This is a genomic window from Chromobacterium sp. (assembly GCF_041912965.1).
Classification (GTDB): domain Bacteria; phylum Pseudomonadota; class Gammaproteobacteria; order Burkholderiales; family Chromobacteriaceae; genus Chromobacterium; species Chromobacterium aquaticum.
Window position 1 is genome coordinate 22191 of the sequence record NZ_JAYSGF010000022.1, and the last position, 24890, is coordinate 47080.

25 protein-coding genes are annotated in these 24890 nt (G+C 64.1%); 19 read left to right on the forward strand and 6 right to left on the reverse strand.

From position 1 onward, the window contains the following. Positions 1-104: 104 nt before the first annotated feature. From ACE3QM_RS13115 to ACE3QM_RS13135, 5 genes are all read left to right on the forward strand, one after another. The gene (locus ACE3QM_RS13115; RefSeq protein ID WP_231580950.1) at positions 105-2126 is read left to right on the forward strand and encodes a cytochrome c biogenesis protein ResB; all 2022 of its coding nucleotides are present in this window, start codon (positions 105-107) and stop codon (positions 2124-2126) included. Continuing rightward, positions 2126-3271, forward strand: a complete 1146-nt coding sequence (gene ccsB, locus ACE3QM_RS13120) for a c-type cytochrome biogenesis protein CcsB (protein WP_374422437.1) — start codon at positions 2126-2128, stop codon at positions 3269-3271. Before ACE3QM_RS13115 ends, ccsB begins: the two co-directional genes overlap by 1 nt. A 134-nt stretch (positions 3272-3405) precedes the next feature. Continuing rightward, on the forward strand, positions 3406-4986 hold the full coding sequence (locus ACE3QM_RS13125) for a TerC family protein (RefSeq protein WP_231461590.1): 1581 nt from the start codon (positions 3406-3408) through the stop codon (positions 4984-4986). After that, entirely contained in the window at positions 4973-5332 is a 360-nt protein-coding gene (locus tag ACE3QM_RS13130; RefSeq protein ID WP_374422439.1) for a GIY-YIG nuclease family protein, read from the forward strand. The genes ACE3QM_RS13125 and ACE3QM_RS13130 overlap by 14 nt, the downstream gene beginning before the upstream one ends. 75 nt (positions 5333-5407) lie before the next feature. Further along, positions 5408-5749: a hypothetical protein gene (locus tag ACE3QM_RS13135; protein ID WP_048408390.1), complete on the forward strand. Its 342-nt coding sequence runs from the start codon at positions 5408-5410 to the stop codon at positions 5747-5749. A 203-nt stretch (positions 5750-5952) separates the two neighbouring features. On the opposite strand, the gene ACE3QM_RS13140 is transcribed toward ACE3QM_RS13135, so the two are convergent. From ACE3QM_RS13140 to ACE3QM_RS13165, 6 genes are all read right to left on the reverse strand, one after another. Then, entirely contained in the window at positions 5953-6687 is a 735-nt protein-coding gene (locus ACE3QM_RS13140; RefSeq protein WP_048408391.1) for an amino acid ABC transporter ATP-binding protein, read from the reverse strand. Positions 6688-6692: 5 nt separating this feature from the next. Next, on the reverse strand, positions 6693-7364 hold the full coding sequence (locus ACE3QM_RS13145; protein ID WP_374422441.1) for an ABC transporter permease subunit: 672 nt from the start codon (positions 7362-7364) through the stop codon (positions 6693-6695). Beyond that, positions 7364-8104: an amino acid ABC transporter permease gene (locus tag ACE3QM_RS13150; RefSeq protein WP_374422443.1), complete on the reverse strand. Its 741-nt coding sequence runs from the start codon at positions 8102-8104 to the stop codon at positions 7364-7366. Before ACE3QM_RS13150 ends, ACE3QM_RS13145 begins: the two co-directional genes overlap by 1 nt. A 150-nt stretch (positions 8105-8254) precedes the next feature. Beyond that, positions 8255-9160, reverse strand: coding sequence for a glutamate/aspartate ABC transporter substrate-binding protein (locus tag ACE3QM_RS13155; RefSeq protein WP_048408393.1), 906 nt, complete (start codon positions 9158-9160; stop codon positions 8255-8257). Between the two features lie 126 nt (positions 9161-9286). Further along, complete coding sequence (rsmA, locus tag ACE3QM_RS13160) at positions 9287-10084, reverse strand: 16S rRNA (adenine(1518)-N(6)/adenine(1519)-N(6))-dimethyltransferase RsmA (RefSeq protein ID WP_231461584.1); 798 nt, start codon at positions 10082-10084, stop codon at positions 9287-9289. Positions 10085-10261: 177 nt separating this feature from the next. Further along, positions 10262-11386, reverse strand: a complete 1125-nt coding sequence (locus ACE3QM_RS13165) for a multidrug effflux MFS transporter (RefSeq protein ID WP_197081368.1) — start codon at positions 11384-11386, stop codon at positions 10262-10264. 302 nt (positions 11387-11688) lie between these two features. Here ACE3QM_RS13165 and ACE3QM_RS13170 point away from each other — a divergent pair, with 302 nt between their 5' ends. The 14 genes from ACE3QM_RS13170 to ACE3QM_RS13235 all read left to right on the forward strand — a co-directional run bounded on the left by ACE3QM_RS13170 (position 11689) and on the right by ACE3QM_RS13235 (position 24887). Then, entirely contained in the window at positions 11689-12285 is a 597-nt protein-coding gene (locus ACE3QM_RS13170) for a nucleoside triphosphate pyrophosphatase (protein ID WP_231461583.1), read from the forward strand. Between the two features lie 17 nt (positions 12286-12302). Further along, positions 12303-13799 carry a ribonuclease G gene (gene rng, locus ACE3QM_RS13175; RefSeq protein ID WP_048408397.1) on the forward strand — a complete coding sequence of 499 codons (1497 nt, stop codon included), beginning with the start codon at positions 12303-12305 and terminating at the stop codon, positions 13797-13799. Between the two features lie 9 nt (positions 13800-13808). Further along, positions 13809-14519 (forward strand): TIGR02117 family protein, encoded by a 711-nt coding sequence (locus tag ACE3QM_RS13180; protein ID WP_374422448.1) that lies wholly within the window; start codon positions 13809-13811, stop codon positions 14517-14519. Between the two features lie 36 nt (positions 14520-14555). Continuing rightward, on the forward strand, positions 14556-15338 hold the full coding sequence (gene cysE / locus ACE3QM_RS13185) for a serine O-acetyltransferase (protein WP_374422450.1): 783 nt from the start codon (positions 14556-14558) through the stop codon (positions 15336-15338). After that, the gene (locus tag ACE3QM_RS13190; protein ID WP_374422453.1) at positions 15335-16141 is read left to right on the forward strand and encodes a DUF3658 domain-containing protein; all 807 of its coding nucleotides are present in this window, start codon (positions 15335-15337) and stop codon (positions 16139-16141) included. The genes cysE and ACE3QM_RS13190 overlap by 4 nt, the downstream gene beginning before the upstream one ends. A 145-nt stretch (positions 16142-16286) precedes the next feature. Then, positions 16287-17129, forward strand: coding sequence for an isopenicillin N synthase family dioxygenase (locus tag ACE3QM_RS13195; protein WP_374422455.1), 843 nt, complete (start codon positions 16287-16289; stop codon positions 17127-17129). A gap of 290 nt (positions 17130-17419) precedes the next feature. Continuing rightward, entirely contained in the window at positions 17420-17650 is a 231-nt protein-coding gene (locus ACE3QM_RS13200) for a DUF2061 domain-containing protein (protein WP_231461580.1), read from the forward strand. Between the two features lie 116 nt (positions 17651-17766). Further along, positions 17767-18294: a GbsR/MarR family transcriptional regulator gene (locus ACE3QM_RS13205; RefSeq protein WP_374422458.1), complete on the forward strand. Its 528-nt coding sequence runs from the start codon at positions 17767-17769 to the stop codon at positions 18292-18294. Between the two features lie 114 nt (positions 18295-18408). Next, positions 18409-18780 carry a hypothetical protein gene (locus ACE3QM_RS13210; protein WP_231461579.1) on the forward strand — a complete coding sequence of 124 codons (372 nt, stop codon included), beginning with the start codon at positions 18409-18411 and terminating at the stop codon, positions 18778-18780. After that, a complete protein-coding gene (locus tag ACE3QM_RS13215; protein WP_374422460.1) occupies positions 18777-19616 on the forward strand; it encodes a complex I NDUFA9 subunit family protein in 840 nt (279 codons plus the stop codon). Before ACE3QM_RS13210 ends, ACE3QM_RS13215 begins: the two co-directional genes overlap by 4 nt. Then, positions 19613-19981, forward strand: a complete 369-nt coding sequence (locus ACE3QM_RS13220) for a DoxX-like family protein (RefSeq protein WP_374422462.1) — start codon at positions 19613-19615, stop codon at positions 19979-19981. Before ACE3QM_RS13215 ends, ACE3QM_RS13220 begins: the two co-directional genes overlap by 4 nt. After that, a complete protein-coding gene (locus tag ACE3QM_RS13225) occupies positions 19978-20448 on the forward strand; it encodes a DUF2269 family protein (RefSeq protein ID WP_374422464.1) in 471 nt (156 codons plus the stop codon). Before ACE3QM_RS13220 ends, ACE3QM_RS13225 begins: the two co-directional genes overlap by 4 nt. A gap of 70 nt (positions 20449-20518) precedes the next feature. After that, positions 20519-22609, forward strand: a complete 2091-nt coding sequence (locus ACE3QM_RS13230; RefSeq protein WP_374422466.1) for an acyltransferase family protein — start codon at positions 20519-20521, stop codon at positions 22607-22609. A gap of 121 nt (positions 22610-22730) precedes the next feature. Next, positions 22731-24887 carry a UvrD-helicase domain-containing protein gene (locus ACE3QM_RS13235; protein ID WP_374422468.1) on the forward strand — a complete coding sequence of 719 codons (2157 nt, stop codon included), beginning with the start codon at positions 22731-22733 and terminating at the stop codon, positions 24885-24887. Positions 24888-24890: the final 3 nt, after the last annotated feature.

Sequence of the window (24890 nt, forward strand, 5' to 3'; positions counted from 1 at the left end):
CAGACGGCGCCATCCGCACTTCGAGACGCGCCGGCAACTTTGTCCGGCACCCCGGCTCAAAAGGGAAGACCCGTTCACGGGCTTTCCTTTTTGCACTTTACGCCATGATGAAAAAAACTAGCCGCAACGGCCTGGCGCATGCCTGGTATGAATTGCTCAGCTCGATGCGCTTCGCCATCGGCCTGCTGACGATACTGGCCATCGCCTCGATAATCGGGACCGTGCTCAAGCAGAACGAGCCTTATCCCAACTATGCCTTCGAGTTCGGTCAATTCTGGTTCCAGGCCTTCGAATGGCTGGGCTTATACGACGTCTACCACTCCGCGTGGTTCCTCACCATCCTCGCCTTCCTGGTGATTTCCACCAGCTTGTGCATCCTGCGCAACGGTCCCGGTTTCATCAAGGACATGCGCGCCTTCCGCGAAAAAGCCTCCGACAACTCGCTGGCGGCGATGAAGCACAGCGCCAGCTTCCCGGCCGCCGGCTTCGACGCCGACGCCGCGCGCGCCTATCTGCAGGCGCAGGGCTTCCGCGTCAAGGAACAGGCGCGCGACGACGGCCTGATGCTGGCGGCCAAGAAGGGCGCGGCCGGCAAGCTCGGCTACTTCTTCGCCCACATCGCGCTGGTGGTGATCTGCATCGGCGGCCTGCTGGACGGTAACCTGCCGCTGAAAATCGCGGAGCTGGTGGGCAGCGTGGTGCCGGAGACCCGCGACATCCCGCAAAGCCAGATTCCGGCCGCCAGCCGGCTGGACGCCAGCAATCTGTCCTTCCGCGGCAATGTCACCATCGCCGAGAACAAGAGCGCCGACGTCACCTTCCTCAACGCCGGCAACGGCTACCTGGTGCAGGAACTGCCCTTCATCATCACGCTGAAGAAGTTCCATGTCGATTACTACAGCAACGGCATGCCCAAGCTGTTCGCCAGCGACATCGTGGTCACCGACAAGGCCAGCGGCAAAAGCACCGAGGCCACGGTCAAGGTCAACCACCCGCTGATCGTGGATGGCGTCGCCATCTACCAGTCCAGCTTCGGCGATGGCGCCTCCCCGCTCACCTTCAAGGCCTGGAACCTGGCCGCGCCGCAATCGCGCCCGGTGGAGGTCAAGGCGGTGTCCATGTCCAGCCAGCCGCTGAAGGCCAATGGCAAGGATTACACGCTGGAGCTGGGCGAATTGCGCGTGTTCAATATCGAGAACACCGGCAAGCCTCAGGACGGCGCGCCGCGCACCCTGTCGCAGCGCATGCAGGACGCGCGCGAGGTCAAACAGGACAAGCAGTTGAAAAACCAGGGCCCATCGATCAGCTTCAAGCTGCGCGACGCCCAGGGCCAGGCGGTGGAATACCTGCACTATATGGCGCCCATCCAGCAGGACGGCGCCAGCTACCTGATGGCCGGCGTGCGCAAGACCGTGGCAGAACCGCTGCAGTACGTGCGCATCCCGCTGGACGACGAGATGAGCGTGGAACGCTTCATGCGCTTGCGCGCCGCGCTGCTGGATCCGGCGCGCTATGATGAAATCGCCCGCCGCGCCGCGCAAAAGGCGCTGAAGGGCGACGCCATCAGCCCGGCGATGCAGCAGCAGTTCACCGACAGCGTCAAATGGGTGCTTGCGCGCTTTGGCGACAGCGGCTTCATCGGCCTGGAGAAATTCCTGGACGATAGGGTGCCGCAGGATAAACGCCAGGCGGTGGCGCAGACTTACATCAAGATCCTGCAAGGCGCGGTAGTCGATGTGATGGCGGTGGCCGATGAAAAAGCCGGCCAGAAACCGATGCCGCTGGACAGCGGCCATTACCGCTTCCTGCTGGACAGCCTGGTGGCGGTCAGCGCGCTGCATGATTACGGCACGCCGGTGTTCCTGCAGCTGGACGGCTTCGAGCAGGTACAGGCCTCTGGCCTGCAACTGACCCGTTCGCCGGGCAAAACCCTGGTCTACCTGGGTTCGCTGCTGCTGGTATTCGGCATCATCCTGATGTTCTACGTGCGCGAACTGCGCCTGTGGGTGCGCGTCAACAGTACCGAAGTACGGGTGGCGATGACGTCGAACCGGCATAATCGCGACCTGGACGGCGACTTTGCGCGCCATACTCAACTCATCAAACAGCTGGTACGAGGTGCATGATGGAACTGGCCCACGCTTCTTTCTCGCAGCAGCCGCTTTTGAAACGGCTGAACCTGGCCGACTGGCTGTACGCGCTGCTGGTGCTGGCCGCCGCCGGCTACAGCTATGTGCTGTACAACCATTACATGGACGTCTACGAGCAGGCCATCCTGGCCGGCTCGGCGCTGGGCCTGATCGGACTCGGCTGGTTCTGGAAATCCTGGCGCTGGTTCTTCCCGCTGGCCGGCTGTATCTCGCTGCTGGCGATACAGGTCTACCAGCATGAGCTGGCGCGCGGCCAAACCGCCTTCCTGCTCAAATACATGCTGTCCAGCCAGTCCTCCATCATGTGGATGTGCACGCTGTTCTTCCTGGCCGCCTTCGCCTACTGGTGCGGGCTGCTGACCCGCTCCGACACGCTGAACCGCATGGGCAGCGGCCTGACCTGGGCCGCGGCGGTGATGGGTCTCGCCGGCTTGTTCACCCGCTGGTACGAAAGCTATCTGATCAGCCCGGACATCGGCCACATCCCGGTATCCAATCTGTACGAAGTCTTCGTGCTGTTCACGCTGATCACCGCGCTGATGTATCTGTACTACGAAGCCAAGTACGCGGCGCGCCAGATGGGCGGCTTCGTGCTGCTGGTGATCTGCGCCTCGGTCGGCTTCATCCTGTGGTATACCTTCGACCGCCAGGCCCATGAAATCCAGCCGCTGATCCCGGCGCTGCAATCCTGGTGGATGAAGATACACGTGCCGGCCAACTTCGTCGGCTACGGCGCCTTCGCCATCGCCGCCATGCTCGGCGTCGCCGAACTGCTGGCGCTGAAGGGCTGGCTGCGGGACAAGCTGCCGCCGGCCGAAGTGCTGGACGAGGTGATGTACAAGGCCATCGCCGTCGGCTTTCTGTTCTTCACCATCGCCACCATCCTGGGCGCGATGTGGGCCGCCGACGCCTGGGGCGGCTACTGGAGCTGGGACCCGAAGGAAACCTGGGCGCTGATCGTATGGCTGAACTACGCCGCCTGGCTGCACATCCGCCTGGTCAAGGGCTGGCGCGGCGCGCCGCTGGCGTGGTGGGCGGTGGGGGGCTTGCTGGTCACCAGCTTCGCCTTCCTCGGCGTCAATATGTTCCTGGCCGGCCTGCACTCCTACGGCGGCCTGTGAGCCGAGTGGACGAACCCCGCCGCGGCGGGGTTTTTTCATGAGTTCCGCGCATCGGACAAGGGAATTTTGTTAATCCCACTCCGACTGTGCTATTTTTACCCCGTTTTTATTTATAAGGAATTTGCGCTTTCATCATGGACGTTTCGTGGCTGTCTGATCCTTCTGCCTGGCTGGGCCTCCTCACGCTGATCATCCTGGAGGTGGTGCTAGGCGTTGACAACCTGATCTTCGTCGCCATCCTGGCGGAAAAACTCCCCCCGCACCAACGCGACCGCGCGCGCATCACCGGCTTGTCGCTGGCCCTGATCATGCGCCTGATCCTGCTGGCCAGCATTTCCTGGCTGGTCACGCTGACCGCGCCGCTATTCCACGTGTTCAGCCAGCCCTTCTCCGGGCGCGATCTCATCATGCTGGGCGGTGGCGTGTTCCTGCTGTTCAAGGCCACCACGGAATTGCACGAACGCCTGGAAGGCGTGGATGAAGTCAAAAGCAACGGCCAGAAAGCCTATGCCGCCTTCGGCACCGTCGTCGCCCAAATCCTGGTGCTGGACGCGGTGTTCTCCATCGACTCGGTGGTCACCGCCATCGGCATGGCCGAACACCTGCCGGTGATGATGCTCGCCGTCATCATCGCCATGATGATGATGATTGCCGCCAGCAAGCCGCTGACCGCCTTCGTCAACGCCCACCCCACCGTGGTGATGCTCTGCCTGGGCTTCCTGCTGATGATCGGCTTCAGCCTGGTGGCGGAAGGCTTCGGCTTCCATATTCCCAAGGGCTATCTGTACGCGGCCATCGGCTTCTCGGTGCTGATCGAAGCCTTCAACCAGGTGTCGCAGGCCAACCGCATCCGCTATCTGAACCGCAGCCAGTCGCTGCGCGAACGCACCGCCAACGCGGTGCTCAGCCTGATGGGCAGCAAGCTGACCAGCCCCAGCGCCGACGAAGGCAAGGTGGAAGACAGCAAGGATGCCGAAGCCCAGGAAGCCTTCGCCCAGAACGAGCGCGCGATGATACACAGCGTGCTGACGCTGGCGGAGCGGCCTATCCGCGTGATCGCCACCCCGCGCGCCGACGTGCACCGCCTGGACCTGAGCCAGGGCCAGGACGCGCAGCGCAAGGTGCTGCGCGACAGCCCCTACTCGCGGCTGGTGGTGATCAAGGATGGCAGCATAGACGAGCCGCTGGGCATCGTCGCGCGCAAGGATCTGCTGACCCAGCTGCTGGACGGCGGTGAAATGAATATCGACGCCGCGCTGCGCCAGCCGCTGGTGCTGCCGGAAACCGTCACCGTGCTCAAGGCGCTGGAAAGCTTCCGCCAGCATTCGGCGGACATGGCCTTCGTGGTCAACGAGTTCGGCAGCCTGGAAGGCATCGTCACCCAGAAGGACCTGATGGAGGCGATTGCCGGCGAGTTCCCGGAAGAGCACGAGCGCCACGAGCGGCCGGCCATCATGCCACTGGCCGACGGCAGCTACGACGTGGAAGGCAGCCTGGAGCTGGTGACGCTGGAGCAGCACATCGTGCTGGGCGATTTCGAGGATGAAGACTTCCACACCGTGGCCGGCCTGCTGATGGACTGCCTGGAACGCATTCCGCGCGAGGGCGATGAAATCACCGTCGGAGAATGGAAGCTGCGCGTCACCTTGCAAAAAGGCAACCGTACCGAGCGGGTGCTGATCAGCCCGCTGGCCAATCTGGATGCCAGCATCTAAGTCCGCCGTTTCCACGCAGACACAGGGCCGGGGCACTCCCCGGCCCTGGTTTTTATATGTGCTGCGCTGCCGCGACGGCGCGCTCTACACCGGAGTCACCACCGATGTGGCGCGCCGCTACGCCCAGCATGCCGCGGGCAAGGGCGCGCGCTACACCCGGCTCAATCCGCCGCAAGCGCTGGCCCTGGTGCTGGTCTGCGCCGGCCGCTCCGAGGCGCTGAAGGCCGAACACGCGTTCAAGCGCCTGGACCGCGCCGCCAAGCTGGCCTTTCTGCAACGACACGCTCCCGCGGACGGGGATTTCCCAGTTTTCATGTCTCCACCGGCCTGCGGCAACACAGATTAACCAGCCTTAACAAACACTTGCGGCATTCTCTCCTAGGCTCACATCTGGCAGTCATTGCCATCCAAGGAGATCAAGATGAAAACGAACGCTCGCCCCCTCATGCTGGCCAGCCTGCTCGCCGCCAGCCTATTGTTCGCCGCCCAGGCCCGGGCCGAATCCGAATGGCAGAAAGAGCATCCGCGCCGCGAGGAAATCAATCAGCGCCTGCACCATCAGGACCACCGTATCAATCGGGAGCTGAAGGACGGCAAGATCAGCCGCGACGAAGCTCGCAAGCTGCACCGCGAAGACCGCGACATCCGCCAGCAGGAACAAGGCATGGCCAAGATGGACCACGGCCACATCACCAAGCAGGAGCAAAACACGCTGAACCAGGAAGAAAACCAGGTCAGCCAACAGATCAAGAACGGCAACTGATCGCGCCGTCCAAAGAAAAAGCCCGCCAAACGGCGGGCTTTTTCTTTGACCAGAATCTGGCTTAGAACCTGTTTACGATCTGCTACGCGTCGGCGATACGGCGTTGAAACCAAGCTCAAAATGCTCATGTACCACGTGTACATTCCGCTTTTCCGCTCGTTTTCGCCTTGTCTCGCCTTAGCTCGCGAGATCGTAAATGGTTCTTAGTGCTGCAGGATCTTGGACAGGAAGTGACGGGCGCGCTCGGAGCGGCCATCGATATCGCCAAAGAATTCGTCCTTGTCGCAATCCTCGACGATGTGGCCCTGGTCCATGAAGATCACGCGATTGGCCACGCGGCGGGCAAAGCCCATCTCGTGGGTCACGCACATCATGGTCATCCCTTCGTGCGCCAGCTCGGTCATCACGTCCAGCACCTCGTTGATCATCTCCGGGTCCAGCGCGCTGGTCGGCTCGTCGAACAGCATCGCGATCGGGTCCATCGCCAAGGCGCGCGCAATCGCCACCCGCTGCTGCTGGCCGCCGGACAACTGGCTGGGAAACTTGTCGGCGTGCGCCTTCAGGCCCACCCGGTCCAGCAGTTTCAGGCCCTTGTCGCGCGCCTCGTCCTGGCCGCGGCCCAACACCTTGACCTGGGCGATGGCCAGGTTCTCGGTGATGGACAAGTGCGGGAACAACTCGAAATGCTGGAACACCATGCCGACGCGGCTGCGCAGCTTGGGCAGATCGGTCTTGGGATCACCCACCGAAATCCCGTCGACGATGATCTCGCCTTTCTGGAACGGCTCCAGCGCATTGACGCACTTGATCAGCGTGGACTTGCCGGAACCGGACGGCCCGCACACCACCACCACCTCGCCCTTGGCGACCTGGGTGCTGCAATCGGTCAACACCTGGAACTGACCGTACCACTTGCTGACTTGCTTCAGGGAAATCATTGCGCTCATACAGCCAACCTTTTCTGCATGCGCTTCACCAACACGGAAGCGCCGAAACTGATCACGAAATAGACTGCGCCGGCAAACAGCAGAAACTCATGCGGCAAGCCGACGATATCGCCCTTGGAGCGGGCGGTATTGAGGAAATCCATCAAACCGACAGCGTACACCAGCGAAGTGTCCTGGAACAGGATGATGGACTGCTGCAACAGCAGCGGCGTCATCTTGCGGAAGGCCTGCGGCAGGATCACCAGCCGCATCACCTGGCCGTAATTCATCCCCAGCGCGTAGGCGGCGCCGGCCTGGCCCTTGGGAATGGCCTGGATGCCGGCGCGCACGATCTCGGAGAAATACGCCGCCTCGAACATCACGAAGGCCACCAGGCAGGAGGTGAACGCGCCCACCGGCTCCAGATTGCCGGTGATCCAGTTCAACAGCATGGGCACCACCAGGTAGAACCAGGAGATCACCAGCAGCAGCGGAATCGAACGGAAGTAATTGACGTAGAACTTGGCCAGCGGCGACAGCACCCGGTTATCGGACAGCCGCGCCAGGGCCAGCAAGGTGCCCAACACCACGCCGCCCAATACCGCCATCACCAACAACTTCAGGGTCAGCTGCATGCCCTGCCACAATCCCGGCAGCGCCGGAACGATCTGACTGAAATCCAATTCCATCACTTGCCCCCCATCATGCCGGGAATGCGCACGCGCCGCTCGATCCAGGCCATCAGCGTCATCAAGCTCATATTGAGCACGAAATAGATGATGGTGGCCAGGGTGAAGGCCTCAAAGATGTTGGCGGAAAACTCCGCGGTCTGCTTGGTCTGCGCCAGCAGTTCCATCAGGCCGATCAGCGAGGCCACCGAGGAGTTCTTGAAAATATTCAAAAACTCGCTGGTCAGCGGCGGGATGATGATGCGGAAAGCCTGCGGCAGCAGCACGTGGAGGTAGACCTGCGGCAGGGTGAAACCCATGGCCTGCGCCGCATTGCGCTGGCCGCGCGGCAAGGCCTCGATGCCGGTGCGCACCTGTTCGCACACCCGCGCCGCGGTGAACAGCCCCAGGCACACCACCACCGACAAAAAGGCGGAAGTGGCCGGCGCCAGGTCCTGCTTGAACCAGGTCTGCATGCCCTCGGGCAGCAGATCCGGAATCAGGAAGTACCAGACAAAGAGCTGCACCAGCAAGGGCACATTGCGGAACAACTCGACATAGGTGGCGGCGATGCCGGCCACCCAGCGATTCGGCACCGTGCGCATCACGCCCAGCACCGAGCCCAGCGCCAAGGCGATCGCCCAGCCGGCCAGCGCCACGGCGATGGTCCAGCCCAGGCCGGTGACGAACCAGTTCAGATAGATTTCGCTACCCACCCCGGTGGACTTGAAAAACACCATCCAGTCCCAGTGGTAATTCATGCTTCACTCCCACAACGCCAGCCCGCCGGCTGCCGGCGGGCCGCGGCCGGCGCACACGGCCAGCCACACACAAAGAAAGCGGGTACGGCCGCGCGCCCCGGGCTCCGCGCGACAGCGAGGAGGACGGGGCGGCGACGCGCCAACCGCGACTTACATCTGCTCGGCAGACTTGTCGGTCGGCTTGGCGATCAGCTCCTTGAATTCATCGGACATCGGGAAGTTCAGGTTCAGGCCCTTGGGCGGCACCGGGCTGGTGAACCACTTGGCGTAGATCTTGTTGACCTCGCCGGACTTGAAGGTATTGCTCAGCGCGCTGTCCACCACCTTCTTGAAGGCGGCGTCTTCCTTGCGCAGCATGCAGCCGTAGATCTCGTAGGACTGGGCCTTGCCGGTCACCACCCAGTTGGCCGGATTCTTGGCCTTGGCCATTTCGCCGTACAACAGCGCGTCGTCCATCATGAAGGCGGCGGCGCGGCCGGATTCCAGCATCAGGAAGGATTCGCCGTGGTCCTTGGCCGAGATGATGTTCATGCCCATCTTCTTGTCGGCGTTCATCGCCTTGATCAGACGCTCGGAGGTGGTGCCGGCGGTGGTCACCACGTTCTTGCCCTTCAGATCCGGGAAATCCTTGATGCCGGAGGTCTTGGCGGTCAGCAAACGGGTGCCGATCTCGAAGATGCCCACCGAGAAGCCCACTTGCTTCTGGCGTTCCACATTATTGGTGGTGGAGCCGCACTCCAGATCCACGGTACCGTTCTGCACCAGCGGAATCCGGGTCTGGGAGGTCACCAGATTGTACTTGACCTGCAGGTTCGGCATTTTCAGCTCTTTTTTCACCTGCTCGACCACTTTATTGGCCAGGTCCACCGAATAGCCCACCGGCTTCTGGTTGTTGTCGTAGTAGGAAAACGGGATCGAGGCATCGCGGTTGCCCAGCACGATCACGCCGGAATCTTTGATCTTCTTCAAGGTGCCGGTCAACTCGGCGGCCATGGCCGGAGCGGCGCAGAAGGCGCCCAGAGTGGCGGCACAGATCAGGGTAGAGCGAATACGCATGAAGTTTCTCCTTGTTCACTTCCTGTGATAGACAATCCCCGCCGATCAAGCGGCGGGAACGGACGACTCTTTGTAGTGCGGCGGGCGCTGAACGCCCGCTCGTATTTTTTGGTGTGTAAGACCCGCTTACTGACGCTTGGCCTTGTGGCCCTTCGCGCTCAGATAATTGGCCAGGCGGACGTAATCCTCCACCGGCAGGTTTTCCGGGCGCAGGCCGGGGTCCAACTCCAGCGCGGCGAAGCCGTCCGCGTCCAGCAGGCCCTTCAAATTGTTCTTCAGCGTCTTGCGCCGCTGCGAGAACGCCGTGGTCACCACTTGCTCCAGCAAAAGCTCGTCGCTGGCCACGCCGCAACGGCCCGGCGCCGGAATCATCCGCACCACGGCGGAGTCCACCTTCGGCGGCGGCCAGAACGCTTCCGGCGGCACGTGCAGGATGTTCTCCATTTCAAAACGGTACTGCAACATCACCGTCAGCCGTCCGTAATCGGCGGTGGACGGTTCCGCCACCATGCGCTCGATCACCTCTTTTTGCAGCATGAAGTGCATGTCGGTGACCTTCTGGCCGTAAGTGGCCAGATGGAACAGCAGCGGCGTGGAAATGTTGTACGGCAAATTGCCGACTATCTTCAGCTTGCCTTCCGCCACCGAGGCGAAATCGAAAGCCAGCGCGTCGCCGGCATGTATGCTCAGACGCTCGGCCGGAAACTCCGTCTGCAGGCGGCTGATGATGTCGCGGTCGATCTCAACCACGTGCAAATGCTTGAGCGCGGCCAGCAGCGGCTTGGTGATCGCGCCCAGGCCGGGGCCTATTTCGATGACGACATCGTCCGGCTGCGGATTCACCGCATGCACGATATTGGCGATGACGCTGGCGTCCTGCAGGAAATTCTGGCCGAAACGCTTGCGCGGAATATGTTTGTTCATGAAACCTGCTAATCAGTGCGAAAGAGCGGAGAAGCGCCGGGCGGCTTGCCGCCGCGCTTCATTGTAGAAGTCAATTTTCAAGTTTGGGCCAATTGTCTGCCGATTGTAGGCTGCCAGACAAGCGCTAAAGCGGGACCGGCGCCACAAATCTCACAATACATGTCAAACGCTTGAAAATCAGTGGGTATTTTCCCGAATCGCCGCCGTCGAACGGGTCAGCCAACGGCAGGCGCCGGCCAAGAGCAATACCGTCGCGCCCAGCGCCCACTCGCCCGGCAACGGCAAGGCGGCAAGGCCGGCCGACACCGCCGATGCGAACAGCATCTGAGCGCAGCCGAGCAAGGCGGCGGCGCGGCCGGCGGCCTGGGAGAACGGCGCCATCGCCATGCCGCTGGCCGGCCCCAGCGTCCAGGCGAAACCCACGCTCAGCACGCCTATCGGCAGCATATAGTGCCAGGCGCCCGGCTGGCCGGACAAAGCCAGCAGCAAGACCCCGGCCAGCAGCATGATGTTGAGGCCGTAGCGCAGCATGGCCTTCTGGCCGAAACGGCCGATCAGCTTCAGGCCGAGGAAGCTGGCCGCCATCACCAGCAAGGCATTGCCGCCGAACAGCAGGCCGAAGGTGGTGGTGCTGATGCCGCCGCGCTCGATCAACACCATCGGCGCCAGCGTCACATAGCTGACGATCAAGGCCAGCGCGGTCGCGCAGCAAGCGCCGTAACGACGCAGCGCCGGGGTGGCCAGCACCTGGCGCATGCCCATCGCCGGGCCGGCGGCGCTGGAAGCCGCGGGCCGGGTTTCCGGCATCTTCCAGGCCAGCCACGCGCTGGCCAGCACCGCGCTGCCGCCCAGCACCAGGAAGCAGGACTGCCAGCCCCAGCGCGCGGTCAGCCAGCCGCCCAACAGCGGCGCCATCGCCGGTACCACGTTCAGCGCGGCGTTGAGCAGGCTATAGCGCTGCGCCGCGGCATTGCCGGAAAAACAATCACGCACCAGGGTGAACGCGCACACCGAGCTGGCGCTGGCGCCCAGGCCCTGCAGCATGCGCAAGGCCAGAAAGCCGCTCAGGCTGTCGCTGCGGCTGGCGCCAAACGCGGCCGCCGCGTACAGCAACAGGCCGCCCAGCGCCACCGGCTTGCGGCCGAAGCGGTCAGCCATCGGACCGAACAGCAACTGTCCCAGCCCCAGGCTGAAGATGAACACGCTGAGACTGAGCGCGACATCGGCCTGGAAATGCAGTTGCATCGCCGGCATCGCCGACAGGTAAAGATCGATGCCCAAGGGATTGAACAGGATCAACAAAATGGCCGCCAAGGTGGCGGCACGGGCATACGGGGGAGGGCTAGCGTTCGGCATCGGGGTATGACGGCAGGGGCATCGGAAGCAAACCGGCATGATACCGGGGACAGCGCCGCGCCGCAGCAGAGCCCTGGAAAAAAACCCGCCCGCGCGCCGCGCCCATGTCTTTAAAAACAGCGAATTGACACCATTTAAACCCGACCGTACCGGCCTGAAAACGCCCGGAGCCTGACGGATTCGATGGTTGCGGCATCACGCGTCTGGTAACCTAGGCAGCGACCCAAAGAACAAATGAGCAGACTATCATGACCGCAAATGACACCCGGATTTACCTGTCTTCCGGCAGCCCGCGCCGCCGCGAAATTCTGGAACAGCTGGGCATGCACCTGGAGCGCATCCACGCCGATATCGATGAATCGGTGCTGCCCGGCGAGTCCGCCGTCGCCTATACCGAACGGCTGGCGCTGTCCAAGGCCGAAGCCGGCTGGCGGGTGGTGATGTCCTGCGGTCTGCCGTCGCGGCCCTTGCTGGCCGCCGACACCACGGTGGCGATGGACGGCGAAATCTTCGGCAAGCCGGAAAACGCCGACGACGCCCGCCGCATGCTGCGCGCCTTTTCCGGCCGCAGCCACCAGGCGATCACCAGCGTGGCCGTGCGCGAGGACGACAAGGTGCGGCTCAAGACCTCGGTCACCGATGTGTTCTTCCGCCCGCTCAGCGAACAGGACATCGAACGCTACCTGGCCAGCGGCGAGCCTTTCGACAAGGCCGGCGCCTACGGCATCCAGGGCAAGGCCGGCGTCTTCGTCGAGCGCATCCACGGCAGCCATAGCGGCGTCATGGGCTTGCCCATCTTCGAAACCGCGGCGCTGCTCGGCGAATTCGGCTTTCAATTTCCTTAAGCGCGCGGGGGACCACCATGCTGCATCAATCGATACCCCTGCCGCGCGATCTGCCGCGGCCCAAGGAACAGATCCTGGTCAACATCACGCCGCAGGAAACCCGGGTCGCGGTGCTGGAAGACGCCGTGGTCCAGGAACTGCACGTGGAACGCGCCGCCAGCCGCGGCATCGTCGGCAACATCTATCTGGGCCAGGTCAAGCGCGTGCTGCCCGGCATGCAGAGCGCCTTCATTGAAATCGGCCTGGAGCGCGCCGCCTTCCTGCACATCGCCGATGTGCTGGAGCAACGCCAGCACCCGACCGAGCCGCAACGCATCGAAAAAATGCTGTTCGAAGGCCAGACCGTGCTGGTGCAGGTGATCAAGGATCCGATCGGCACCAAGGGCGCGCGCCTGTCCACCCAGATATCGCTGGCCGGCCGCTTCCTGGTGCATCTGCCGCAGGAAGAACACATCGGCGTTTCGCAGAAAATAGACAGCGAGAACGAACGCCACAGCCTGAAATCCCGGCTGGAAAAGCTGCTGCCGGCCAACAGCCCGCGCGGCTACATCATCCGCACCAGCGCCGAGACCGCCCGCGACGACGAACTGGCCGCCGACATCGGCTACCTGTCCAAGCTGTGGTCCGACATCCGCCACAAGTCCCAGCACCTGCCGGCGCAAAGCCTGCTGTACGAAGACCTGCCATTGGCGGTGCGCGTGCTGCGCGACATGGTCAGCGGCTTCACCGACCAGGTGGTGGTGGATTCCACCGAGAATTACAGCCGCATGGTCGAGTTCGCCGAGCAATACGTGCAGATCGCCGTGGACAAGATCGAACGCTATAGCGGCGAACGCCCTCTGTTCGAACTGCACGGCATCGAGGCCGAGATCGACAAGGCGCTAGCGCGCCGCGTCAACCTCAAGTTCGGCGGCTACCTGATCATCGACCAGACCGAGGCGATGACCACGATAGACGTCAACACCGGCGGCTTCGTCGGCAACCGCAACTTCGACGAAACCATCTTCAAGACCAATCTGGAAGCCACCCAGACCATTGCGCGGCAACTGCGGCTGCGCAACCTCGGCGGCATCATCATCGTCGACTTCATCGACATGGACAACGACGAGCACCAGTCCGCGGTGCTGGCGGAGCTGGCCAAGGCGATGGCGCGCGACCGCACCCGCGTCACCCTCAACGGCTTCACCAGCCTGGGCCTGGTGGAAATCACCCGCAAGCGCACCCGCGAGAGCCTGGCCCACGTGCTGTGCGAGCCCTGCCCCACCTGCCAGGGCCGCGGCGAGATCAAGACCGCGCAGACCGTGTGCTACGAGATCCAGCGCGAGATCGTGCGCGAGGCGCGCCAGTTCGACGCCAAGGGCTACCGCATCCTGGCCGCGCAATCGGTGATCGACATGTTCATAGACGAGGAATCGCAAAGCCTGGCGATGCTGATCGACTTCATCGGCAAGCCGATCTCCCTGTCGGTGGAAGCCACTTATACCCAGGAGCAGTTCGACGTCGTCCTTCTCTAAGCTCCGCCCATGACAGCAACCTTGCCCCCGCGGCGGCCGCGCCTGTTCCGGCGCGCGCTGCGGTGCTTGCTATGCCTGCTGGCCCTGCCGCTCCTCTACCTGTTGACCGCGCTGGTCCTGGGCCTGTTGCCCGCCAACCGCGACTGGCGCGCGCCGGCCGCCGGTATTCCGGTCTATCTCGACAGCAACGGCGTGCACGCCGGCCTGCTGCTGCCGCGCCGCGCCGCGGGCATGGACTGGGACAATGAGTTTTCACCGCAGCATCCGCGCCTCCGGCCTAATCTGGACAAACAGACCTATGTCGGCATAGGCTGGGGCAGCCGCAGCTTTTTCCTGGACACGCAGAATTGGTCCGACCTCACCCCCGGCAACGCGCTCTACGCGCTGTCCGGCCTGGACGGCACCGTGCTGCACGTGGAATACCTGCCGCCGCCGCGCGAAAACGCCGCCACCCGGCGCATCCTGCTCACGCCCGAACAATACCGGCGGCTGACCGGCTACATCCGCGCCGCCATCGCCCGCGACGGCGCCGGACAGGCCGTCTGGATGCAGGGCTATCATTACCATGAGCAGGACGCCTTTTACCTGGCCAACGGCCGCTACAGCCCATTGACCACCTGCAACCAGTGGGTGCGCAACGCGCTGGACGCCAGCGGCGTGCGCACCGCCTGGTGGTCGCCGTTCGACCGCGCGCTGTTCTGGCAATTGAAAGACCGCTGAGGCGCGCGCCGCCGCAGCTCAAGGGAGTTTTGCAAGATGAACGAAGCAAACGGCGATCCGCTCTGGCTCGCCATCCGACAGGAAGCCACGCAAGCCGCCCAGGATGAACCCATGCTGGCCAGCTTCCTGCACATGACCGTGCTGCGCCACAACACCCTGGAAGACGTGCTCGCCTTCCACCTGTCCAGCAAGCTCGCCAGCCCGGTGATGGATGCCCGCGCGCTGATGGAACTGTTCCGCGAAGCGCTGGACGCCGACCCGGCCATCAGCGCCGCCGCGCGCGCCGACATCAGCGCCTGTTTCGACCGCGATCCGGCTTGCGACAACTACTCCACCCCGCTGCTGTATTTCAAGGGCTTCCACGCCATCCAGTGCCAACGCATCACCCACTGGCTGTGGCGCGAAGAGCGTAAAACCCTGGCGCTGTTCCTGCAAAACCGCATCTCCGAAGTCACCGGCGCCGACATCCACCCGGCCGCGCGCATCGGCCAGGGCGTGATGCTGGACCACGGCACCGGCGTGGTGGTCGGCGAAACCGCCGTCATCGGCGACAACGTCTCCCTGCTGCAAGGCGTGACCCTGGGCGGTACCGGCAAGGAACACGGCGACCGCCATCCCAAGATCGCCGACGGCGTGCTGATCGGCGCCAACACCTCCATCCTCGGCAACATTCTGGTGGGCGCCTGCGCCAAGATCGGCGCCGGCAGCGTGGTGCTGGAAGACGTGCCGGCCCACACCACCGTGGTGGGCGTGCCCGCCCGCGTGGTGGCGCGCGCCTGCGAAGGCACCCCGGCGCTGGACATGGACCAGCGCGTGTGAGCGCGAACCGCCTGCATGTCGCCGTCGGCGACTCCGGCGCCGGCATGCTGCAGGCGCTGCGGCGCGATGGCCTGCTCGACGGCGAAGTGCTGGCCTTCATCGAAGACCTGAGCGCCGGTCCGCTGCTGGACGCCGACGCCATCGATCAAGGGCTGCGCCTGGCCTGGCACCAACAACTGCTGCAAGCCCAGCCCTGGCTGCCGGAATACGAGGACGATTGGCTGCGCCGGCATCAGGCCAGCCGCAGGGCGCTGCTGCGGCTGCTGGAACAGCCGCGCCCGCTCACCGTCTGGCTGGGCCGCAACGCCGGCGACCACCTGGCGCTGGCGCTGTTGGCCGAGCAACTGCCGGCGCACTGCCCGCTGTCCGTCGTCGCCGTGCCGGAACCGGCCTGGCAAGCCGGCGACGAGATGGCGGAATGGAGCTTGGCCATGCTGCCGCTGGAACGGCTGGCCGCCTGCCTGCCGCAGCAACGCCCGCTCAGCGCCGCGGAACGGCAAGCGCTGGCCGCGCAATGGCGCCACTGGCGCGAACACGGCCTGGGCCTGCGCCGCTGGCAGGGCAACGCCATCGTCGAAGCGCCGCTAGAGCATTACGATGCGCTGCTGCTGGAACAGATCGGCGCGGACCCGCTCGCTATCCAGCGCCTGGTCGGCGCCGCGTTCATCCGCATTCGGGAAGCGCTGGTTTCATCCGATTTTCTGTTCTGGCGCGTGCAGCAACTGCTGCGCGCGGGCCGATTCTGCGCCGAAAGCGCGGCTGGAGCGGCGGGTTCTTCCCCGCGAATCCGCCGCTGCGCCTGAAGCCCAGTTGCTACAGCGCGACATCTGTCCTGAAGGACTACAGCAAGCGCTTGGTGATGCACAGGCGCGCGGGTAAAATCCCAGCCCTTGACGCCTGCCCCGCCATTGAATGGCAGCGTCCTGCAATCCTCAGGAACCCCACCCCATGAACGTCAGAGTTGTCGATCACCACGCACCGGACGCCGCGGAACAATTCACCCGCTCCTTGCACGAAACCGGCTTCGGCGTGCTGGTCAATCATCCGGTACCCCAAGACCTGGTCGAAAAAATCTATGCGGACTGGCTCGCCTTCTTCAACAGCCAGGCCAAATACGATTACGCCTTCTCCATGGAACGCCAGGACGGCTGGTTCTCGCCGGAAGTGTCGGAAACCGCCAAGGGCGCAACCCTGAAAGACATCAAGGAATACTTCCACATCTACCCCTGGGGCCGCGTGCCGCCGCAGCTCAAGGCCGATACCGACCGCTACTACGCCATCGCCAACCAGCTGGCGCAGGAACTGCTGTCCTGGGTGCAGCAATACACCCCGGCCCACATCGCCGCCCATTACACCGAGCCGCTGTCGCACATGATCGCCGACAGCCAGAAAACCCTGTTGCGCGTGCTGCGCTACCCGCCGCTGACCGGCCAGGAACCGGCCGGATCGCTGCGCGCCGCCGCCCATGGCGACATCAATCTGCTGACCATCCTGCCCGCCGCCAACGAGCCCGGCCTGCAAGTGCAGGACAAGCAGGGCGAATGGCTGGACGTGCCCTGTGATTTCGGCACCCTGGTGGTCAATATCGGCGACATGCTGCAAGAAGCGTCCGCCGGCTACTACCCGTCCACCCAGCACCGCGTGGTCAACCCCAGCGGCGAAGGCGCGAGCAAGAACCGCATCTCGCTGCCGCTATTCCTGCACCCGCGCCCGGAAGTGGTGCTGTCCGAGCGCTATACCGCGGACAGCTATCTGAACGAGCGTCTGCGCGAACTGGGCGTCAAGATGTAAGAACCTGTTTACGTTCCGCCGCGCGTCGCGCGGCGTAACACAGAGGCTGCGGCTTCGCAGCCTCATCCACCGTCTCCCTGCCACAACGCCTTGTCTCGCCGGCACTCGCGAGATCGCGAACAGATACCAAGTTCCTCGCAGCAGCGGCCTTCCTGCTACCGCCAGCAGCCATCCACAATCAAAACAAAAATCTCATTAGTAAAATGCTATCGCTCTAAGCAAAATATTCAACTGGCCCACACAAATGATAATGACTACCATTCAATAAATACTCAATGTGGAGCCCCGCCATGCTCAAGACCATCACCTTCGCTATCTGCCATTTCACCGTCGCCTTCAGCGTGGCGTATCTGCTGACCGGCAATATCGGCGTCTCCAGCCTATTGGCGCTGGTGGAACCCCTGGTCAACACCGTGGCCTACTACTTCCACGAAAAAGTATGGGACCGCATCCGCGGCCGCAAGGCCCAAGCCGCCGAAACCGGCTCAGCCGGACACAACGTCCTGTTCCACCAGCACTGATGCCAACAACGCCGCGCCCTTTGTCTGGCGCGGCCCTTTCTCCGCGCCCCCGCCTTACTTCATGCCAATCAATTTCTGTGTTGACAGAAATTTCGGAAACAACTATTGTTTCTGCCATGGAACTGACACCCGTATCTCAACGCTTCGTGCTGCACTGGGGCGAAATGGGCACCCGCTGGGGCGTGAACCGCACCGTCGCGCAAATACACGCGCTGCTGTTCATCACCGGCCGCCCGCTGAACGCCGAAGAACTGGCCGACACCCTCAATGTGGCCCGCTCCAATATCAGCAACAGCCTGAAAGAACTACAGAACTGGCAGCTGATCCGCATCGTGCACGTGCTGGGCGACCGCCGCGACCACTTCGAGACCTCGGGCGACGTCTGGGAACTATTCCGCATCATCGTCGCGGAGCGACAACGCCGCGAAATCGAACCCACCTTGCAGGTGCTGAAGGAATGCATCGACAGCCCGGATTTCCAACAGGAGAGCCCGCTGGCGCAGGAACGCATCCGCAACACCTGGCAGTTCATGGACACGCTGACCTCCTGGACCCGTGAAATGCTGCGGCTGTCCACCGCCACGCTGAGCCGGGTGTTGAAGATGGGCGCCAGCATCCAGAAGCTGCTGGGACGGGATAAATAAGTTCGCCGCGCACGCGGGCGGCGCCGGGCGGCCTTGCGCCGCCGGAAACCCCGCGCATTTTTTTGCCATCACATTTCTGTTTTGACAGAAATTTCAGAAACAAAGGATAACACCATGAGCGGATTCATCATCAGCATGATCATCGTCCCCCTGCTGTGCAGCCTACTGTGCTGGTGGCTGCTGGCCGCCCCCTTGCGGCAAGTGACCCAGGCGCTGTGCGAACACGGCTCTGGCGGGCCGTTCTGGCAGCGCGCCTTCCTGATACTGATCCTGGCCGGTCCGCTGCTGGCCGTGCTGCTGCTCGCGCCGGACGCGCCCTCCAGCTCCCTGTGGCAGGACATCCGCGGCATCCTGATGTGGGCCTTGCTGGGCGTGGTGGCGCAGTTGCTGGTGCTGCTGCGCCTGGTCTGGCGGCAAGTGGCGCCGCGTCCCGGCGCCCATCAGGTCCAAGCCGCGCCGGTCGCGCCCCAGGAGGCTGCGCAATGAAGATACTGCTCTTGGGAGGCAGCGGCTTCATCGGCCGGCCGCTGCGCCAGCGGCTGGAACGGGATGGCCACCAGGTCAGCGCGCCCTCGCATCGACAGCTGGACCTGCGTCAGCCGCGCGCCGACTGGCGCCACTGGCTGGAAGGCGTCGACGTGGTGGTCAACGCCGCCGGCCAACTGCTGGACCAGCCAGCCGGCGCGCTGGAAGCCATCCACCACCTGGGGCCGTTGCAACTGGCCAGCATGGCCTACCAGGCCGATGTGCGCCGCTGGGTGCAACTGTCGGCGCTGGGCGCCGATCCACAGGCCGCCACCTTGTTCCTGGCCAGCAAGGGCCGCGGCGACGCCGCCCTGCTGGCCAGCGGCCTGGAAGCCCGCATTGCGCGCCCCTCGCTGATCTACGGTCCGCAAGGCGCCAGCAGCCGCCTGCTGCTGCAACTGGCGCGGCTGCCGCTGTGGCTGCTGCCCGACGGCGGCGGCCAATGGCTGCAGCCGGTGGCGCGCGACGATGTGATCGACGGACTGGCGCGGCTGGCCGTGGCCGACGACGCGCCCGAAGGCGTGATCGATTTCGTCGGCGCCGAAGCGCTGACCCTGGCCGACTATCTGCGGCAACTGCGCCAATTGCAGGGCAAGCCCTCGCCCGCCTACATCCTCAACCTGCCGCCGCAGGCCAGCCGGGCCTTGGCCACCCTGGCCGAACGCTGGCCGAGCAGCCTGCTCAGCCGCGACACCCTGGACATGCTGAGCCGCGGCAGCTGCGGCGATCCCACGGCGCTTGGCGCGCTGCTGCAACGCGCGCCGCTGGCCAGCCGCCAATTCCGGGAAGCGCCATGAGCCCCTCCACCCGCGGCATCGAATACGCGCTGGCGGCGCTGTGGCTGTGGAGCGGCCTGCAACCGCCGCTCAGCGGCTGGGACGCCTCCATCGCCCTGCTGCAACGGCTGCCGCTGCCGGCGGCCTGGGCCGCGCCGCTCTTCCTCGCCGCCTGCGGCCTGGATATCGCCTTCGGCCTGCTGACGCTGTGGCGCCCCTGCCGCGCCCTATGGCTGGCCCAGGCCGCCGTCGTCGCCGGCTACAGCCTGGCGCTGGCGCTCTGGCTGCCGGAAAACTGGCTACATCCGTTCGCGCCCCTAGTGAAAAACCTGCCCATCCTGGCCATGCTGCTATGGCTGGGCGCCCGCCGGGAGATTTCCAGATGAACGACTATCTCATCGTCAAGACCCTGCACATCCTGTCCGCCACCCTGATGGTGGGCACCGGCTTCGGCTCGGCCTTCTATATGTTCTTCGCCAACCGCGGCCGCCAAAGCGCGGCGCAGGCAGAAGTGGCGCGGCTGGTGGTGCGCGCCGACTGGTGGTTCACCACGCCGGCGGTGATTTTCCAGCCGCTGTCCGGCCTGTGGCTGGCGCGCCAGGCCGGCTGGCCGCTCAGCAGCGGCTGGCTGCTCGCCTCCATCGGCCTGTTCCTGTGCGCCGGCCTGTGCTGGCTGCCGGTGCTGCGACTGCAAACCCGCATGGCGGCGATGGCCCGCGCCGCGGTCGCCGCCGACCAGCCGCTGCCGGCGCGCTACTGGCGTTACGCCCGCTATTGGGAATATCTGGGCTATCCGGCGTTCTGCGCGATGCTAGCCATCTACTTTCTAATGGTGATAAAACCAGGAGGCTGAGCCGGAATACGGATAGAATGTTCTGTTTTTCATTATTCAATCCAGAATCATGGTTTGAACCTTCCGCACTATGTCGCACACTCCTCACTCCTGTATCGACGCCAAAGCTTACCGGCCGGACATCGACGGCCTGCGCGCGCTGGCCGTGCTCAGCGTGGTCGCTTTCCACATCGGCTTGCCCGGATTCGGCGGCGGTTTTGTCGGCGTAGATATATTCTTCGTCATTTCCGGTTTCCTGATCAGCGGCCTGTTGCGGCAGGAATTGCTTGCGCAAGGGCGCATCGACTTCAAGGCTTTCTACGCTCGTCGCATCCGCAGGCTTGCGCCTGCGCTGGCGCTGGTACTGGCCGTCAGCCTGGCGCTAGCCTACTTCGTGATGCTGCCAGACGACCAGATCAAGCTGGGACGGGAGGTCCGTGCGGTCGCTACCTTGTCCGCCAACCATCACTTTCTCAAGCACGCTTTCGATTATTTCGACTCCGACGCCGACCTCAAAGTCTTGCTGCACACTTGGTCGCTGGCGGTGGAAGAGCAATATTATCTGGTCTGGCCCTTGCTGCTATGGGGCGTCTTCCGCCTGAGCAAGGGGAACCGCCATGTCACCGACCTGCGCATGCGCCTAGCGCTGGGCGCGGTCTTGCTCGGATCGCTGGGCTTGAGCTTATGGCTAAGCTATCGCGATACGCCGCAAGCCTTTTACCTGATGCCCGCCCGCGCCTGGGAGTTCGCCGCCGGTGCCCTGCTGGCCTTGCTGCCGCCCCCACGCGGAGGCCGGCGCCTGGCTTTGCCCATCGCCGCGCTGGGCCTGGCGCTGCTGCTGGCGTCCATCGCACTGCTGAATGAACGCATGGTCTTTCCCGGCGTCATCGTATTGCTGCCGGTCATTGGCAGCGTGCTGTTCATTCTGGCCGGTATGCTGGACCCGTCCAATCCGATAAGCCGCCGCATCGGCTCCCACCCCTGGACCAGCATCGGCCTCCTGTCCTACGGCTTTTATTTGTGGCACTGGCCCTTGCTGGCGCTGGGCCGCTATTGGGGCCTGGGTGAACGCGATCTGGGCCGCGACGTGCTCCTAGGCGGCGTCTTGGCGCTGGCTCTGGCTTGGCTGAGTTACCGCTATGTGGAACAACCGCTGCGCCGGGGGCAATGGCGGAAGCTGCGCGACACCAAGTCCACGCTGTGGTCCGGCCTGGGAATCACCCTCGGACTATGGCTGTTGGGCACGGTCGCCATGTATTTGCCCAAGCACTTTCCTTGGCCGGGGCAGCAAAGCATTCTGCAGGCCAAGCGCGACGCTTTCCATTTTGTCGGCGATTGCGGCATGCCGGCCGCAGGCGTTCCCTTGTCCCCGCGCGACCAATGCCTGATCGGCGCGCCCGGCGCGCCGCTTAAACTGCTGGCCTGGGGCGATTCCCACACTGACCATTTGATGCCGCTGTACGACGCGCTGGCCAAGGAGCGCGGCATCGCCATCCTGCGCCGGGTCTACCACGGTTGCCCGCCGCTGGCCGACGCCATGCCGGTGGGCGAAGGCAAAAAACGCAGTTGGTGCCCCAGCTTCGCGCGGGCCGTGCGCGCGGAATTGCCGCAGCTGGCGGCCCAAGGCGTCACCGGCGTGCTGCTCAACGCGCGTTGGAACAGCTATACCGCCCAAGATCTGCCGGGCAGACCGGCCATGACCGGTCTGGTGGCCGCCGGTCTCGAAGGCGTCCCCAGCGTATCCGGCGGCATGAAGGCCGGCATCGCTCCGCTGGACCGCGCCTCCTCACTGCAAGTCCTGGAACAATCGCTAGACCGCAGCGCGCAAGACATGGCCGGCCTGGGGCTGAAAATCGTCCTGGTGCTGCCAGAGGCGGAAATGAGCAAGTCGCCACCGGAATGCGTGGCCCGCTTGGGCGCCGCGGCATGTAACGCGCCGCGCGCGGACGTTGAGAGCCATCGTCTGCAGATTGTCCAGCTGCTGCAACGCGTCGCCGCCCGTCACGCCAATATCCGCTTGTGGGACCCCCTGGATCAGTTCTGCGACGCCAAGACCTGCTTCGCCAGCCGCGACGGCAAAGTGCGTTACCAGGACAAGGATCACATCACCGCCAGCATGGCGCTGACCTTGACGGACAGCTTCCGCCCCAGTTTCGACTGGGCGAGAAACGCTGAACGCTGAACCCGGCCTCTTCAAAATGGCAGCCTCCCGGCTGCCATTTTTGCTTTTCCCCACGCAATGCCGACGATGCCGACGCCTGGTGTAAAATGGCGTTTTGCCTGAACCAGATAGACGCATCGCCATGACAGATCTCCTCGCCGGCCTCAACCCAGAACAACTGCGCGCCGTCACCTGGCCCGCCAAGAGCGCGCTGGTGCTGGCCGGCGCGGGCAGCGGCAAGACCCGGGTGCTGACCACCCGCATCGCCTGGCTGCTGTCCACCGGACAAATCGGCCCCAGCGGCATTCTGGCGGTGACCTTCACCAACAAGGCCGCGCGCGAAATGCAGACCCGGCTGGCAACCATGGTGCCGGTGAACGTTCGCACCATGTGGATAGGCACTTTCCACGGCTTGTGCAACCGCTTCCTGCGCTCCCACTACCGCGACGCCGGCCTGCCGCAAACCTTCCAGATCCTGGACTCCGCCGACCAACAAGCGGTGATCAAGCGCCTGCTGAAAAGCCTGGAGCTGTCCGACGAGAAATTCCCGCCGCGCGCGGTGCAAAGCTTCATCAACGGCAGCAAGGAAGCCGGCCTGCGCGCCGACAGGCTGCCGCCGGCGCTCAATCCCTACGAAGCCAAGCTGGTGGAACTGTACGCCGCCTACGACGCCCAGTGCCGCCGCGAAGGCGTGGTGGATTTCGCCGAGCTGCTGCTGCGCAGCTACGAACTGCTGAGCGCCAATCAGGCGCTGCGCCAGCACTATTGCAGCCGCTTCAGCCACATCCTGGTGGACGAGTTCCAGGACACCAACCGCCTGCAGTACGCCTGGCTCAAGCTCTTGGCCGGCGATGGCGGCTCCTTGTTCGCCGTCGGCGACGACGACCAGAGCATCTATGCCTTCCGCGGCGCGGAAGTGGGCAATATGCGCGCCCTGCTGAATGATTTCTCGGTCAGCGAACCGGTGCGGCTGGAACAGAACTACCGCTCGATGGGCAATATCCTCAATGCCGCCAACGCGTTGATCGAGCAAAACGACGGCCGGCTGGGCAAGAACCTGTGGACCGACGCCGGCGAAGGCGAAAAAATCCGCCTGTTCGAAGCCTACTCCGACGGCGAGGAAGCCGAATTCATCATCGACGAAGTGCGCAGCCTCAAGCGCGACGGCTTCAATCTGTCCGACATGGCCGTGCTCTATCGCTCCAACGCTCAGTCGCGCTTGCTGGAACACGTGCTGGTCAACGCCCAGATTCCCTACCGCATCTACGGCGGCCTGCGCTTCTTCGAGCGCCAGGAAATCAAGCACGCGCTGGCCTATCTGCGCCTGATCGCCAATCCGGAAGACGACAACGCGCTGCTGCGCGTGATCAATGTGCCGGCGCGCGGCATCGGCGCACGCACCGTGGAAGGCCTGCAAGCGGTCAGCCGCGAACAAGGCGTCACCCTGTGGCAGGCGGCCTGCGCCTCCGGCGGCGGCCGCACCGCCGCCAAGCTGGGCGAATTCGTGCTGCTGGTGGAACGCATGCGCGAGCGCGGCCGCGAGCTGCCGCTGGCCGAGGCCGTCAGCCTGGCCATAGACGACTCCGGCCTGCGCGCGATGTACGAGCAAGACAAGAAGGAAGGCGAGGAACGGCTGGCCAACCTGGACGAACTGATCAACGCCGCCACCGGCTTCATGCCGGACGAGCCGGCGCAGGCGCTGACCGAATTCCTCACCGCCGCCAGCCTGGAAGCCGGCGAACACCAGGCCGAAGCTGGCAGCGACGCGCTGCAGCTGATGACGGTACACGCAGCCAAGGGCCTGGAGTTCGATGCCGTCTTCGTCTCCGGCCTGGAAGAAGGCCTGTTCCCGCACGAAAACAGCATGAACGACGGCAAGGGCCTGCAGGAAGAACGCCGGCTGATGTATGTGGCCATCACCCGCGCGCGCCAACGGCTCTACCTGTCCAGCGCGCAAAGCCGCATGCTGCATGGCCAGAGCCGCTACCCGATCCGCTCGCGCTTCGTCGACGAAATCCCGGCGGAACTCACCCACGACCTATCTGCTAAAGTGAAAGCGCCGGCCAAGACAAACGCATCGACAAGCGCATCCTGGCGCACGACCCCCAAGGTGGGCCGCGTGGCGGCCGACAACAGCCAGGGCTTCCGCATCGGCCAATCGGTGGAACACGCCAAGTTCGGCAGCGGCGTGGTGATCAATGCCGAAGGCGGCGGCGAGGATGTGCGCTTGCAAATCAATTTCGCCGAGCACGGCGTGAAGTGGCTGGACCTGCGCTATGCCAAACTGAGCGCCGGCTGAGCC

Excerpts from the sequence above, each read along its gene's own strand:
- ACE3QM_RS13225 (WP_374422464.1), top strand. The coding sequence starts at position 19,978 with ATGAACGACTATCTCATCGTCAAGACCCTGCACATCCTGTCCGCCACC.
- ACE3QM_RS13210 (WP_231461579.1), top strand. The coding sequence starts at position 18,409 with ATGAGCGGATTCATCATCAGCATGATCATCGTCCCCCTGCTGTGCAGC.
- ACE3QM_RS13140 (WP_048408391.1), bottom strand. The coding sequence starts at position 6,687 with ATGATTTCCCTGAAGCAAGTCAGCAAGTGGTACGGTCAGTTCCAGGTG.
- rsmA (WP_231461584.1), bottom strand. The coding sequence starts at position 10,084 with ATGAACAAACATATTCCGCGCAAGCGTTTCGGCCAGAATTTCCTGCAG.
- ACE3QM_RS13235 (WP_374422468.1), top strand. The coding sequence starts at position 22,731 with ATGACAGATCTCCTCGCCGGCCTCAACCCAGAACAACTGCGCGCCGTC.
- ACE3QM_RS13220 (WP_374422462.1), top strand. The coding sequence starts at position 19,613 with ATGAGCCCCTCCACCCGCGGCATCGAATACGCGCTGGCGGCGCTGTGG.
- ACE3QM_RS13155 (WP_048408393.1), bottom strand. The coding sequence starts at position 9,160 with ATGCGTATTCGCTCTACCCTGATCTGTGCCGCCACTCTGGGCGCCTTC.
- ACE3QM_RS13125 (WP_231461590.1), top strand. The coding sequence starts at position 3,406 with ATGGACGTTTCGTGGCTGTCTGATCCTTCTGCCTGGCTGGGCCTCCTC.
- cysE (WP_374422450.1), top strand. The coding sequence starts at position 14,556 with ATGAACGAAGCAAACGGCGATCCGCTCTGGCTCGCCATCCGACAGGAA.
- ACE3QM_RS13130 (WP_374422439.1), top strand. The coding sequence starts at position 4,973 with ATGCCAGCATCTAAGTCCGCCGTTTCCACGCAGACACAGGGCCGGGGC.
- ACE3QM_RS13205 (WP_374422458.1), top strand. The coding sequence starts at position 17,767 with ATGGAACTGACACCCGTATCTCAACGCTTCGTGCTGCACTGGGGCGAA.
- ACE3QM_RS13170 (WP_231461583.1), top strand. The coding sequence starts at position 11,689 with ATGACCGCAAATGACACCCGGATTTACCTGTCTTCCGGCAGCCCGCGC.
- ACE3QM_RS13135 (WP_048408390.1), top strand. The coding sequence starts at position 5,408 with ATGAAAACGAACGCTCGCCCCCTCATGCTGGCCAGCCTGCTCGCCGCC.
- ACE3QM_RS13145 (WP_374422441.1), bottom strand. The coding sequence starts at position 7,364 with ATGGAATTGGATTTCAGTCAGATCGTTCCGGCGCTGCCGGGATTGTGG.
- ACE3QM_RS13195 (WP_374422455.1), top strand. The coding sequence starts at position 16,287 with ATGAACGTCAGAGTTGTCGATCACCACGCACCGGACGCCGCGGAACAA.
- ACE3QM_RS13180 (WP_374422448.1), top strand. The coding sequence starts at position 13,809 with ATGACAGCAACCTTGCCCCCGCGGCGGCCGCGCCTGTTCCGGCGCGCG.
- ACE3QM_RS13230 (WP_374422466.1), top strand. The coding sequence starts at position 20,519 with ATGTCGCACACTCCTCACTCCTGTATCGACGCCAAAGCTTACCGGCCG.
- ccsB (WP_374422437.1), top strand. The coding sequence starts at position 2,126 with ATGGAACTGGCCCACGCTTCTTTCTCGCAGCAGCCGCTTTTGAAACGG.
- ACE3QM_RS13115 (WP_231580950.1), top strand. The coding sequence starts at position 105 with ATGATGAAAAAAACTAGCCGCAACGGCCTGGCGCATGCCTGGTATGAA.
- ACE3QM_RS13200 (WP_231461580.1), top strand. The coding sequence starts at position 17,420 with ATGCTCAAGACCATCACCTTCGCTATCTGCCATTTCACCGTCGCCTTC.
- ACE3QM_RS13215 (WP_374422460.1), top strand. The coding sequence starts at position 18,777 with ATGAAGATACTGCTCTTGGGAGGCAGCGGCTTCATCGGCCGGCCGCTG.
- rng (WP_048408397.1), top strand. The coding sequence starts at position 12,303 with ATGCTGCATCAATCGATACCCCTGCCGCGCGATCTGCCGCGGCCCAAG.
- ACE3QM_RS13150 (WP_374422443.1), bottom strand. The coding sequence starts at position 8,104 with ATGAATTACCACTGGGACTGGATGGTGTTTTTCAAGTCCACCGGGGTG.